Origin of the sequence: Kitasatospora sp. NPDC008115 (genome assembly GCF_042957205.1) — a bacterium.
In the GTDB taxonomy this organism is placed as follows: domain Bacteria; phylum Actinomycetota; class Actinomycetes; order Streptomycetales; family Streptomycetaceae; genus Kitasatospora.
This window is the reverse complement of record NZ_JBIBHU010000019.1, coordinates 165938-178547: the sequence shown is the minus strand read 5'-3', so window position 1 is coordinate 178547 and position 12610 is coordinate 165938. Positions and strand designations below refer to the sequence as shown.

Sequence of the window (12610 nt, the reverse complement as noted above, 5' to 3'; positions counted from 1 at the left end):
TTTTCCTTTCCCACACCCCCCCGGTTATATTGGCCCCCGCGGGGGGGGGGGGGTGGGGGGGGGGCCCGGGGGGGGGGGCCCCCCCACCACTGGACGTCAGCAGTTGTAGGCGCGCCGCTTGTCCTCGCTGCTGCCCTTGCCCTGGCCTTCGGTGAGGATGGTGAGGTCGCCGATCTCGACCACGAGGTCGTCGTCCTTCGGCTCCGCGTTCTGCTGCTCGATCATGGGATGCCTCCTTGAGAGATGAGGTATGCCTTACCGGGCTCGCCTTGTAGCGGCCCGGGTTCGACCTCCCGTGACGGGGGTCGTTCCTGCCCCGGCGCTCGGGGCAGGAAGCTGTGGGGCTCAGCGCGAGGTGTCGCCCGGCACCGGACGTATCCGAGCGCCACGGCGGCGGGAGAGCCGGCGGGCGACGGCGCGGAGCGTGCGATGGGGATGGGTCAGGACCTGGCGTCGAGTCAACGGTTGGACCGGGATCTCCAACTCGGCCCAGACCTTCTTGCCGTGGCCGGTCCGTTCGACGCCGTGGTTGAGGGCGAGTCGCTGGACCAGGAACATGCCTCGGCCGGACTCCTCGTTCCGCGTGGCGGAACGAGCCACCGGAAGAACGGTCGATCCGTCGTGAACTTCGATCAGAAGCCGCTTCCGGACCGGGTGGATGTGGAGGCCGACTGTGAGAGTCGTCCCGGTGCCGTGTTGGACCGCATTGGCCACGAGCTCCGAGGTGATCACCGAAATGGCGTCCCTGGCGCAGTCGTCGAGGTGGACGCGCCAGTCGGCCACTTGAGCCTGGATCCATCGTCTCGTTCGAGGAACGGCGATGGGGGTGCGAGCTACGGCGACCGATGAGCTGTGGGTGGGCATGGTGGGGAACCCTTCGGTGCTTCGGGCAAGAGGTGCGAGCCGGGTCAGACGGTGGCGGCAGCCAGATGCGCCAAGAGTCGGACCGCCCTGGCGGGCATGACGTACAGTCAACAGGCATGCACCGCTGGTGAGCGCGGTGGATGGGCCCTCGTTGGTTGAAACCCTTGAAACCCGAGCCTGGAGGCGAGGTCGATGGTGAGCGGGCGGACGGCGAACCTGAAACTGGCAAACTTGCTCACGGAGTGCCGGTGGAACAGCAACGGCGAGTTCGCGCGTGCGGTCAATCGGGCTGGTACGGAGGGCGGATTCAAGCTCAGGTACGACGAGTCGGCGGTGTCCCACTGGCTTTCCGGAACGCGTCCCATGGCGAAGTACCGGAACGCGGTCCTGGAGGTTTTGGGTCGGCGTCTTGGGCGAGTGGTTACGGCCTTCGATGCTGGTTTCGTGGATCGGCCCGATGAGCAGGAGAAATCCGTAGACGTGGTGAGAGGGCTGATTGATCTCGGGAGTGCCGACATGGATCCATCGCGCAGGGGTGTGCTCGGAGCGGGCCTCTACTCGGTCGCGATGACGATTCCGGGCTGGCCGGATGTGATGGGGCGCTTCGAGAGGCTGAGGACCGATCCGCACAGCAGGATCGGGATGGGTGAGGTGGAGTCCGTCATCGCGATGACGGAGCGGATCAGTGAGATCGACGACCAGTTCGGCGGGCGGACCGCGCGGCCGATGGCGGCTGCGTTCATGGTCAACAACATCGTCCCGTACCTGCGCGCCACCGCCCCGGAGGAAGTGCGGAGGGCGATGCTCTCCGCGGCGGCCGATCACCTCTATCTGACGGGGTACATGGCCGTGGACGAACGTCTGGATACGCTCGGACAGAGCTACTACACCAAGGCGCTGGAGCTTGCGCTCGCTGCGGGTGATCATCTGACCTACTGCATCACGCTGCGGGGAATGAGCGTGCAGGCCGTCGAACTCGGTCACGGTTCACAGGCGGTGCGACTCGCGGAGGCCGCGTCGATCGCGTCACCGCAGGCAGGGCCGAGGATGCGTGCCTTCCTGGCGGGGCAGCAGGCCCATGCCCTTGCGCAGACCGGGGATCGTGCCGGCGCTCTGGGGATGCTGCGTGCGGCCGAAGTCGCCATGGAGCGGGCTGAGTCCAGGGCCAAGGCTCACGGCTCCTATGACCCCGCGTCGCTCGCCTATCACGTGGCCCAGGTGAGCTACGAACTCGGCGACCGGGCGGGCGCGATCAGGGCTCTGCAACGCTCGGAGAGGGTCAGGCCGGCCGTATATCGGAGGGCCAGGGTTCGGCACCGGGCGATGCTCGCCGAGTGGCAGCTTGAGGTCGGGCGGCTGGAGGAGGCTGTTCAGAATTGGCACTTGGCCCTGGATGACTACCCGCAGGTGCAGTCGGGGCGGGCGGATGACCGGTTCAGGGCGATGATCGCTGCGACCAGGCCGCACGGCCGAAACGTGCGGGTGCGTGAACTGCTGGAGCGGACCCGGCCGATGGGGGCAGGGCGAGTGGGCTGAGTCAGGGGAGCAGGGCGGCGAGTTCGGCGTCGAAGAGGGACTCGGGGTCGAAGCGCATGCCGGTGAAGTGGCCGGCGAGTTCGAGGGACAGGACGCCGTGGAGGCGGGTCCAGACGGTGAGGAAGAGGGCCAGGGCCTCGGGTGGGGCGGGGTGGGTGGCGGCCCAGGTGCGGTGGGTGGCGAGGTGGGTGCTGAGAGGGGTGGCGGGGGCGTTCGGGGGGAGGGCGGCGGTGCAGGCGTGGAGGAGGGTGGCGGCGATCCCCTGGGAGATGGCGGTGGTGTCCTCGGGGGCCTGGTAGCCGGGGACGGGGGTGCCGTAGACCAGCAGGTAGCGCTGGGGGTCGGCGAGGGCCCAGGTGCGCAGGGCGCGGGCGAGGGCGGCCAGGTCGGCGCCGTCGGCGGCGGCCGTGGCGAGGGTGTCGGCGAGGCTGCGGTAGGCCTCGCGGACGAGTTCGGTGATCAGCTCGTCGCGGTTGGCGAAGTAGCGGTAGAGGGCGGGGCCGCTCATGCCCATCTGCTTGGCGATCGCGTTGAGGGAGAGGGCGGAGGCGCCGGCGGTGGCGATCTGTTCCCAGGCGCGTTCCATGACCTCGGCGCGGACCTGGGTGCGGTAGCGCTCGCGGGGGGTGGTGGGGTCGCTCTTCGCCATGGTTAGAACCTATCACGGAAGCTATTGACTGTTGGAACAGTGAGGAGTTAGAACTTCTAACGGAAGTGATGGGCACTAGGAAAGGGAATGTCATGTTGGGTGCCTGGGTCGCTGCGATTCCGCTGGTCACCGGATTGCTGGGCGGTTCCGCCGCGCAGCCGGCCGAGGGGCTCACCTGCCGGGGCGCGGGCGTCGATGCCGCCGCGCAGGTCCGGTACCGGACGGAGGCCGTGATCGACGCGCCGCTGGACGTGATCTGGAAGCTCCAGACAGAGGTGGACCGCTGGCCGTCCTGGCAGGGGCCGGTGACGAGTGCGGAGCGGCTGGACCACGGCCGCTTCCGCGTCGGTTCGGCGTTCCACTGGACGACGCCGGTGCCGCCCGGGACCGGGATTCCGGCCACGAGCCTGGACATCACGTCGACCGTCCGGCAGGTGAAGCAGGGCTCCTGCATCCGTTGGACCGGTCCGGCGGACGGGGAGGGGGTGCACATCGACGGGGTGCACGTCTGGAACTTCAGCAGGGTCAAGGGCGGGGTGAAGGTGAGTACTGAGGAGACCCACACCGGCCCGCAGGTCGACGCGAACGTGCCGATGGCGACCGCGATCCTCCAGGCCGGCCTGGAGGGGTGGCTGGCCGATCTGAAGGCCGCCGCCGGGGCGCAGGCACCCGCCGGGATGCCTGCGCCCCCCGGCCGTTAGGCCAGCCGGTCGGCGGCCTCGTCCTCGCTCAGCGCCTCGATCTCGGCGATGAGGAGTTCCTCGACGCGCGCCGCGAGGGCGGCCGCCGTGGAGAGCTCGAAGGCGTCGCGGATCGGTACGTCCAGGCCGACGCCCGCGCGGATCCGGGCGACCACCCGGGTGACCAGCAGCGAGTCCCCGCCGAGTTCGAAGAAGTCGTCGAGGGCGCCGACCCGGGGTACGCCCAGCACCTCCTGCCAGAGCTGGGTGACCAGCTGTTCGGCGTCGGTGCGCGGGGCCACGTACCGGCTGGTGGCGGCCGGGGCCGGTTCGGGCAGGGCGGCGGTGTCGAGCTTGCCGTTGAGGGTCAGGGGCAGGGCGTCGAGCAGGACGACGGTGTCGGGGACCAGGTAGGCGGGCAGCCGGGCGGCGAGGTGCTCACGCAGGTCGGCCTGGTCCGGTGCGGCGCCGGGGGCCGGGACGGCGTAGGCGACCAGGCGCCGGCCGCCGAGCACGACGGTGGCGGCGCGCAGCACGTCCGGACGGCCGGTCAGGGCGGCCTCGATCTCGGCCGGTTCGATCCGGTAGCCGCGCAGCTTGATCTGCTCGTCGGCGCGGCCCAGGTAGTCGAGGGTCCCGTCGGTGCGCCAGCGGGCGCGGTCGCCGGTGCGGTACATCCGGGCGGAAGGCCCGTCCGCGAACGGGTCCTCGACGAAGGAGGCGGCCGTCAGGTCTGAGCGGCCGAGGTAGCCGCGGGCGAGTCCGGCGCCGCCGATGTACAGTTCGCCCTCCGAGCCGCGCGGCAGCAGGGCGCCGCGCTCGTCGAGCACGTACAGCCGCACGCCCGGCAGCGGGCGGCCGAGCGGCGGGCGGCGCCCGGCGTCGGGGGCGCCGAGGTCGGCGGCGGTGACGATGACGGTGGCCTCGGTCGGGCCGTAGGTGTTGACCAGCCGGACGCTGTCGCCGTGCCGCTCCCGCCAGCAGGCGACGGCGTCGGCGCGGGCCTCGGAGCCGCCGAGCACCACCAGCCGCAGGGCGGCCGGCCACGGGGTGCGGTCGTCGTGCGCGACCAGTTCCTCCCAGTAGGCGGTCGGCAGGTCGAGCACGGTGACGGACCGGCCGTGCGGGCCGCGCAGCAGCTCGGGCAGGGTCCGGCCGCCGCCGGGGAGCAGCACGACGCACGCACCCGTGGCGAGGGCGGGCCACAGCTCCTCGGCGTGGGTGTCGAAGCCGATCGAGGCGAACTGGACGATCCGGTCCCCGGGCGTGAGGCGGTAGCCGTCAAGGCCCGCCATCCAGTCGACGCGGGCGGCGAGCGCGGTGTGATCGACGGCGACGGCCTTGGGGGTGCCGGTGGAGCCGGAGGTGTAGAGGACGTAGGCGAGGCCGGCGCGGTCGTGATCAGGGGCGGGGTCGCCGCCGGGCAGGATGCGCAGGCCCTCGCCGTCCTCGTCCGTGAGCAGCAGGACGGCGCCGGACTCGCGGACCATCAGCCGCCGGCGCTCCTCCGGGTGGGCCGGGTCGAGCGGCAGGTAGCCGGCGCCGGCCTTCCAGATCGCCAGCAGGGCCGTGACCAGCTCGAAGGAGGGGGCCAGCCGGACGGCGACCAGCTGCCCGGCGACCGGGCCGAGCCGCTCGGCCAGCTCGGTGGAGCGGCGGTCGAGTTCGGCGTAGGAGAGGGTGCGGCCGTCGCACTCCAGCGCCGGGGCGTCCGGGGCGGCGGCGGCCCGTTCGGCGAACCGGGCGAGCACGGGGCGGACACCGGACGGGGCCACCGGGCCCGCGCCGAGGGCGAGCAGTTCGGCGCGCTCCTGCGCCCCGATCAGCCAGTCCCCGTGCAGCGGCGCGGTGGCGTCCTCGACGGCGGCGGCCAGCAGCGCGCGGCAGCGGGTGCCGAGCGCGGCCACCGTCGCCGGGTCGAACACCTCCCGGTCGAAGCAGAAGGAGAGCGTCAGACCGCCGTCCGGGGTGCGCCAGCTGTCCAGCAGCAGATCGGTCTTGGCGCGTTCGAAGCCGGAGTCCATGGAGGCCGTGCGGACCCCGGCGGGCAGCGGGGCGCCGCCGTCCTCGCCGGCCAGGTCGTACTGGCTCTGGTGCACGAACACCGCCTGGTAGAGCGGCGCGGCGCCGGCCTCGGCGGGCAGGTCCAGGTGGGCGGCGAGCCGCTCCAGCGGGACGTCCTGGTGGCTGAGCGCGCCCAGGGTGGCGGTACGGACCCGGTGCAGCACGGTGCGGAAGCCGGGCTCGCCGGTGAGGTCGGCGCGCAGCACCCCGGTGCGGGCGAAGTAGCCGACCAGCGCCTCGTGGGCGGCCTCGGTGCGGCCCGCGAGCGGGGTGCCGACCACGAAGTCGGTGCTGCCGGTCCAGCGGGCCAGCACGCACTGGTAGGCGGCCAGCAGCACCATGAACGGGGTGCAGCGCTCGCGCCGGGCCATGGCGTCCAGGGCCGCCGTCAGCTCCGGGTCCAGCGCGACGTTGGCGAAGCCCGCCGGGTGCCGGGGCTCGGCAGGGCGGGGGTGGTCCAGCGGCAGCCGCAGCCGGCCGGTGCCGGCCAGCTTCTCCGCCCAGTAGCGGAACGCCTGCTCGGCGCCGCCGGCCGCCGCGCGTTCCTGCTCGGCGCGCGCGACGTCGCCGTAGCGCAGGGCGAGCGGCGCGAGGTCGGCCGGCGCCTCGCCGAGCGCCTCCCGGTAGAGCGCGAGCAGCTCGCGCCACAGGACCTTGAACGACCAGCCGTCCGAGACGATGTGGTGCACCACCAGGGCGAACGCGTGCTCGTCCGGCCCGGCGGAGACCAGGACGGCGCGCAGCGGCGGGCGCCCGGCGAGGTCGAACGGCGCGTTGACGGCGGGGCGGCAGGCCTCGGTGAAGTCCTGTTCGCCGGCGCCGGGGGCGAGCGCGACCAGGTCGAGCGGGACGGGCGCGGGCGGCTCGACCAGCTGGACGGGCGCCTCGCCGTCCAGGGTGAAGCGGGTGCGCAGCGGCTCGTGCCGGGTCGTCAGCCGCTCCAGCGCGGTGCGCAGCGCGGTGACGTCCAGCGGGCCGCTCCACCGGCGGCACAGGTACATGTTGAAGCCTGCGTCGGCGGGGTGGAGCTGCTGGAGGAACCAGAGCCGGCGCTGTTCCTCGGTGAGCGGGTGGACGGCCTCGGCGGTGCCGTCGGTTGCGGTCCGGTCGGCGGCGGTCCGGTCGGTGGTGGTCATCGGGCGGCGGCCTCGGTTCCGGTACGGCGCGTGGTTGCGGCGGGTTCGGCGGGTTCGGCGGTTGCGGAGGGAAGGGTCTCGGACGTGGGAGCGGAAGCGGTGCGGGCCGCGAGGGTGGTCAGGCCCACCAGGTCGTCGGGCTCGGCGTCGGGGACGTCGCGGTCGAAGTGGCGCAGCGCGGGGACGGCCAGGCAGACGGCGACCAGCAGCGCCATGGCGAGGCCGAACAGCAGGTAGAGCAGGCCGATGCCGCGCCCGTCGCCGGTGCCGATCAGTCGGCCGACGGTGCCGGCCAGCGCGCCGTCCTCGTCGATCCACGGCTGGACCAGGCGCGGCCCGAGCGGTGCGACGACGGCGAAACCGATCGGCAGGGTGGACCAGGCCACCATGGTGTTGACGGCGATCACCCGGCCGTGGAAGCGCAGCGGCACCTTGGTCTGCACGATCGTCGCGTACACGCCGTTGACCAGCCCCAGCCCGTACGCCATGCCGAAGGCGCCGAGCGCCACCGGCCAGATGCTCGGGCGCAGGCCGGTCACCAGGCAGGCGGCGGCCAGGCCGAGGGTGGCGAGCAGTACGCCGCGCAGCCGCAGCCGGCGCGGCCCGCCCCAGACCAGCAGGGTCAGCCCGCCGAGCACGGCGCCGAGGCCGGCCGCGACCGAGACCCAGCCGGCGGCCGCGAGCGGGGCGAAGGAGAGCACCAGCGGGGTGGTGAGCAGGAACAGCGGGGACAGGAAGATGTTGAGCACGGCGAAGAACAGCAGCATCGCCCGGAAGTGCCGGCTGCCGAGCGCCCGCCGGAAGCCGGCCCGGATCTCGGCGGTGACGCTCTCGCGCCGCCGGGCGGCCATCACGTCGGGGAAGCGCACGGCCAGGGTGATGCCGGTGGCGACCACGTAGCTGGCGACGTCCATCACGAGGATGCCGCCGAGGCCGAGCGCCGACAGCAGGCCGACGGCGAACAGCGGGACCAGGAACTGGGCGAGGCCGAAGGCCATCTGGACGACGCCGTTGGCGCGGCCGAGGAAACGTTTCGGGACCAGCTGGGGCACCGCCGAGTTCCACGCCAGCCGCTGGAAGGTGAGCGCCGTCGACAGCAGTGCTATCAGCACATAGGCGTGCCAGACCTGCAACGAGTCGGTGAGGTAGAGCAGCAGCATCACCGCCTGGGTGAGGCCGGCCGCGACATCGCCGTACAGCATGATCCGGCGCCGGTCGCCGCGGTCCACCAGGGCGCCCGCGAGCGGCGCGGTGAGGATGCCGGGGACCAGGCCGCAGGCGGCCAGCAGGCCGAACTGGGCGAGTGAGCCGGTGGTGAGGTAGATCCAGACCGGCAGGGCGAACTCGGTGAGCGCCGAGCCGATCATCGAGATCTGCTGGCCGGCGGCGACACCGAGGAAGCGGCGCATGGTCGGTCGCACCGGGCCCGACGCCGTGGACGCGGCGGGGGCCTGCGCGGCGTCCCGGGACATCCCGGCCAGCCACCAGGTGGCGCCCTCGGTGCGTCGGTGCCGCTCCTCCGCGCCGTCCGCCACCGAGCGGTGCACGGTGGTGATGATCTCGGCGAGCTCGGCGGCCCGGTACTTGAGGTAGAAGTGGCCCGCCTCGTCGAGCACCACCACGCCGGTGGTGTCGCTGAGCCGGTGCCACTCGCGGTACCGCTCCTCGTAGAACTCGGTGGCCGGGTCCCGGTCGCCGCAGACCGCGTAGACCGGGGCGTTGATCCGGCCGTCCTCGCTCTCGAACAGCCGGGTGAAGTACTGCTCGGCCTCCCGGGTGCCGGTCCGCCGGTTGGCCACCATCAGGCGCAGCTGCTCGGTGCCGACCTCGTCGGTGTCCAGGCCCGCCGCCGCCAGCGCGTTGATCATGCCCTGGTCGCTGCGCAGCCGGTCGGCGGTGCGGGCCCACCACTCGCCGACGGCGGCGCCGCGCCCGCGCGGGCGGGCGAACGGGAAGATGCCGCCGAGGTGGACGGCGTCGATCTCGCGCCCGGCCGCCTCGACCCGCCGGGCGATCTCGACGGCCAGCCGGACGCCGACGCCGCAGTGGCCGTACAGGACGATCCGGCCCTCGACGTTGTCCAGGATCTCCTGGGCGCAGCCGGCCGCGACCTCGTCGACGTCCATCGCCTCCTCGCCCAGTTCGTGGCCGGGGACGGCGAGCGAGTGCAGGGCCCAGTCGGCGGGCAGGGCGTCGGCGAGCGGCTTGTAGATGAGCGCGCTGCCGCCGCCGTAGGGTGCGCAGACCAGGCTCGCGGCGGCCTTGCGGCCGGGTGGGGTGAGCAGGTGCAGCAGGCTGCGCGGGCCGCGGTCGGCGTGCGGGTCGCTGACCAGGGCGGCCAGCCGGCGCACGGTGGGGTGCTTGAAGAGGTCCATCACCCCGACGGGGGTGGGGAGTTCGGGGTAGGCGCGGCGCACCCTGGCGACCACCTGGGTGGCCAGCAGGGAGTGCCCGCCGAGTTCGAAGAAGTCGTCCAGGGCGCCGACCCTGGGTACGCCCAGCAGTTCGGCCCAGAGGGCGGCCACGAACTCCTCGGCCTCGCCCTCCGGTTCGACGAACTCGCCGCTGGCGGCGGGCTCCTCGGGCTCGGGCAGGTTGCGCCGGTCGACCTTGCCGTGGGCCAGCAGCGGCAGGCGCTCCAGCACCACGAAGCGGGCCGGGACCATGTAGTCGGGCAGGACCTCGGCGAGGGCCTCGCGCAGTTCGGCGGCGGCCGGGGCGGGCCCCTCGCCCGGGTGCTCCAGGTAGCCGACCAGCATCTGCCGCAGCCCCTCGCCGCGGGCCAGGACGACGGCCTGGGTGATGCCGGGCAGCGCGGTGAGGGCGGCCTCGACCTCGCCGGGCTCGACCCGGTAGCCGCGCACCTTGATCTGGTCGTCGGCCCGGCCCAGGTAGTCGAGCGTGCCGTCGGCGCGCCAGCGGGCCAGGTCGCCGGTGCGGTAGAGGCGGTCGCCGGGGGCGCCGAACGGGTCGTCGACGAAGCGCTCGGCGGTCAGGTCGGGGCGGCCCAGGTAGCCGCGGGCCAGCCGGTCGCCGCCCAGGTACAGCTCGCCGGTGACGCCCGGCGGCACCGGCTGCATCGCCTCGTCGAGGACGTGGCAGCGGGCGCCGGCGAGCGGGGTGCCGATCGGGGTGCTGCCCGGGCCCGCGGCCTCGGCGGTGACCTCGTGGACGGTGACGCCGACGGTGGCCTCGGTCGGACCGTAGTGGTTGAAGACCGCGCACCGGCCGAGGGCGGCGAGTTCGGCGGCCCACGGCCAGGCGGAGGCCTCGCCGCCGAGCACCAGCGCCCGGCGCGGCAGCAGCCGCTCCATCGGGGCGTCGGCGCCGAGCGCGGCCAGGTGGGAGGGCGTCATCTTGAGGTAGTCGAGCCGCAACGCCTCGATGCGCTCGGCGAGTTCGGCGCCCGCGATGCGGCGTGGCAGCAGGTGGACCCGGCCGCCGGTGCTCAGCGCGAGGTAGAGCATGGTGATGCTGAAGTCGAACGAGAGCGACTGCAGCAGCCCGTAGCCGGCGCCCGGTTCGATCCGCAACCGCTCCCGCACCCCGGCCAGGTAGTTGAGGATCTGCCGGTGCTGGACGGCGACGCCCTTGGGGGCGCCGGTGGAGCCGGAGGTGTAGATCACGTAGGCCAGCTGCTCCGGGCCGGAGGCCTCCTCCAGCGGCTCGGGGTCGCGCGGCGCGGGGTCGGTGTCCAGCAGCAGCGCGGCGCCCTCGTAGCCGGGGAAGCGCTCGTGCAGCGCCGTGTCGGTGAGCAGCACCCGCACCCCGGCGTCGGCGACCAGGTGGGCGAGGCGGGCGGGCGGCTGTTCGGGGTCCAGCGGCAGGTAGGCGCCGCCCGCCTTCAGCACGCCGACCAGGGCGACGGCGAGTTCGGCCGACTGCTCCAGGCAGACCGCGACGCGGTCGTCCGGCCCGACGCCGAGTGCCCGCAGCCGGCGGGCGAGGCCGTTGGCGCGCTCGTCCAGCTCCCGGTAGTCGAGGGTGCGGCCCTCGAACTCCAGGGCCGGGCGGTCCGGGTGGGCGCGTGCGGTGTCGGCGAGCAGGGCGGTGAGGGTCTGCGGGCCGTCGGCGGGGTCGGGCAGCGCGGGCCCGGCCGCCCACCGCTCCAGGACGTCGTGCCGCTCGCCGGGGGTGGCCAGCGGCAGCCGGGAGAGCGGCCGCTGCGGGTCGGCGACCGCCGCCGCGACCAGCAGCTCGAAGCGCTCGGTCAACCGCCGTACGGTGGCGGCGTCGAAGAGGTCGGTGCGGTAGGTGACCAGCCCGTACAGGCCGCCGTCGGACTTCTCCCGCAGGTAGAAGGCGAGGTCGGTGCGGGTGGTGGCGGCCTCGTGCCCGAAGCTCTCGGCGGAGGGCGCGCCGGGGGAGTCGGGGGCGGTGGCGGCGCTGCGGTCGCCGTAGTTCTGGAAGGCGAAGCTGACCTGGAAGACGGCGGAGCGGCTGACGTCGCGCTCGATGTCCAGGTCGGCCACCATCTGCTCGAACGGCACCTCCTGGTGGGTGTAGGCGTCGAGCGTGGTGCCGCGCACCCGGCGGAGCAGTTCGGTGAAGGCGGGGTCGCCCTCCAGCCGGGCCCGGATCGGCAGCATGTTGACGAACAGGCCGACCACGCCCTCCAGTTCGCGGTGGAGGCGGCCGGCGACGGCGGATCCGATCGCGAAGTCCCGCTGTCCGGCGTGCCGGCCGAGCAGGGTCTGCAGCGCGGCCATCAGCACCATGTAGCCGGAGGCGTTCGCGGAGCGCGCCAGGGCGGCGACGCCGCGGCCGAGTTCGGGGCTCCAGTGGAACTCGGTGGCGGCCCCCTCGAAGGTGAGCACCGGCGGCCGGGGCCGGTCGGTGGGCAGCTCCAGCGCGGGGACGTCGCGCAGCTCCTCGCGCCAGTGCGCACGGGAGGCGGCCAGCGCCTCGCCGGCCAGGCGCTCCCGCTGCCAGTGCGCGTAGTCACCGAACTGCACGGGGAGATCCGGGAGTTGGTCCGGGGTGCCGTGGGCGTGCCGGGCGTAGAGCGCGTCGAGTTCGCGGTTCAGGAGGTCGAGCGACCAGCCGTCGCTGACGATGTGGTGCATGACCAGGGCGAGCACGTGCTCGTCCGGGGCGGTGCGCACCAGCAGGGCGCGCAGCAGCGGGCCGGCGGCCAGGTCGAACGGCTGCGCCACCCGCTCGCCGAGTTCCCGGGCCGCGCGGGCGGCCGGGTCGGGGTCGTCGGCGGCGTCGACGAACTCGGCAGCGCACGGGGCGGGTTCGGCGATCAGGAGCTGCGCGGTGCCCTCGGGGGTGGCGGGGAAGGACATCCGCAGCGCCTCGTGCCGGGCGAGCAGGTCGGTGAGGGCGGCGTCCAGCGCGGTTCGGTCGAGCGGGCCGCGCAGCCGGCGGGCCGGGGCGAGGGTCCAGGCGGTGGAGCCGGGGGCGAACTGGTCCATGAACCAGAGCCGTTCCTGGCCGCTGGAGAGCGGCACCCCGGCGTCGGCGGGCCGGACGGGGACGGTGTTCGCGGGGGCCGGGGCGGTGGCGTCCGCGGGGCCGGCCGCGGCGGCGCGCAGCCGTTGGGCGAGCAGGGCGCGCTTGGTCGCGGACAACCCGGCGGCGGGGTCCTGGAGGTCGGTCATCGGGTGTTCCATTTCGGCGCACGTCGGGGCGGTGGGGCTCGGGCCGTCGGGCGGGGTCGCCGCGAGGCCGGGGCC

7 protein-coding genes are annotated in these 12610 nt (G+C 73.9%); 2 read left to right on the top strand and 5 right to left on the bottom strand.

Annotation, left to right across the window (positions count from 1 at the left end; translation table 11 throughout):
• Positions 1-96: 96 nt before the first annotated feature.
• The gene (locus tag ACFZBX_RS23965; RefSeq protein WP_391535836.1) at positions 97-225 is read right to left on the bottom strand and encodes an albusnodin family lasso peptide; all 129 of its coding nucleotides are present in this window, start codon (positions 223-225) and stop codon (positions 97-99) included.
• A gap of 120 nt (positions 226-345) precedes the next feature.
• Complete coding sequence (locus ACFZBX_RS23960) at positions 346-864, bottom strand: ATP-binding protein (RefSeq protein WP_391535835.1); 519 nt, start codon at positions 862-864, stop codon at positions 346-348.
• 192 nt (positions 865-1056) lie between these two features.
• Here ACFZBX_RS23960 and ACFZBX_RS23955 point away from each other — a divergent pair, with 192 nt between their 5' ends.
• Positions 1057-2400 (top strand): tetratricopeptide repeat protein, encoded by a 1344-nt coding sequence (locus ACFZBX_RS23955; RefSeq protein WP_391535834.1) that lies wholly within the window; start codon positions 1057-1059, stop codon positions 2398-2400.
• A 1-nt stretch (position 2401) separates the two neighbouring features.
• Here the strand turns inward: ACFZBX_RS23955 and ACFZBX_RS23950 are convergent, their stop codons facing one another.
• Positions 2402-3049: a TetR/AcrR family transcriptional regulator gene (locus ACFZBX_RS23950; RefSeq protein WP_391535833.1), complete on the bottom strand. Its 648-nt coding sequence runs from the start codon at positions 3047-3049 to the stop codon at positions 2402-2404.
• A 92-nt stretch (positions 3050-3141) separates the two neighbouring features.
• Between ACFZBX_RS23950 and ACFZBX_RS23945 the strand changes: the two genes are divergently transcribed.
• Positions 3142-3750, top strand: a complete 609-nt coding sequence (locus ACFZBX_RS23945; RefSeq protein ID WP_391535832.1) for an SRPBCC family protein — start codon at positions 3142-3144, stop codon at positions 3748-3750.
• Here the strand turns inward: ACFZBX_RS23945 and ACFZBX_RS23940 are convergent.
• Together ACFZBX_RS23940 and ACFZBX_RS23935 are read right to left on the bottom strand one after the other, a co-directional pair.
• Positions 3747-6929, bottom strand: a complete 3183-nt coding sequence (locus ACFZBX_RS23940; RefSeq protein ID WP_391535831.1) for an amino acid adenylation domain-containing protein — start codon at positions 6927-6929, stop codon at positions 3747-3749. The genes ACFZBX_RS23945 and ACFZBX_RS23940 overlap by 4 nt on opposite strands.
• The gene (locus ACFZBX_RS23935; RefSeq protein ID WP_391535830.1) at positions 6926-12535 is read right to left on the bottom strand and encodes an amino acid adenylation domain-containing protein; all 5610 of its coding nucleotides are present in this window, start codon (positions 12533-12535) and stop codon (positions 6926-6928) included. Before ACFZBX_RS23935 ends, ACFZBX_RS23940 begins: the two co-directional genes overlap by 4 nt.
• Positions 12536-12610 lie beyond the last annotated feature (75 nt).

Coding starts and splice junctions, on each gene's coding strand:
- ACFZBX_RS23940 (WP_391535831.1), bottom strand. CDS start 6,929: ATGACCACCACCGACCGGACCGCCGCCGACCGGACCGCAACCGACGGC.
- ACFZBX_RS23960 (WP_391535835.1), bottom strand. CDS start 864: ATGCCCACCCACAGCTCATCGGTCGCCGTAGCTCGCACCCCCATCGCC.
- ACFZBX_RS23945 (WP_391535832.1), top strand. CDS start 3,142: ATGTTGGGTGCCTGGGTCGCTGCGATTCCGCTGGTCACCGGATTGCTG.
- ACFZBX_RS23950 (WP_391535833.1), bottom strand. CDS start 3,049: ATGGCGAAGAGCGACCCCACCACCCCCCGCGAGCGCTACCGCACCCAG.
- ACFZBX_RS23935 (WP_391535830.1), bottom strand. CDS start 12,535: ATGACCGACCTCCAGGACCCCGCCGCCGGGTTGTCCGCGACCAAGCGC.
- ACFZBX_RS23965 (WP_391535836.1), bottom strand. CDS start 225: ATGATCGAGCAGCAGAACGCGGAGCCGAAGGACGACGACCTCGTGGTC.
- ACFZBX_RS23955 (WP_391535834.1), top strand. CDS start 1,057: ATGGTGAGCGGGCGGACGGCGAACCTGAAACTGGCAAACTTGCTCACG.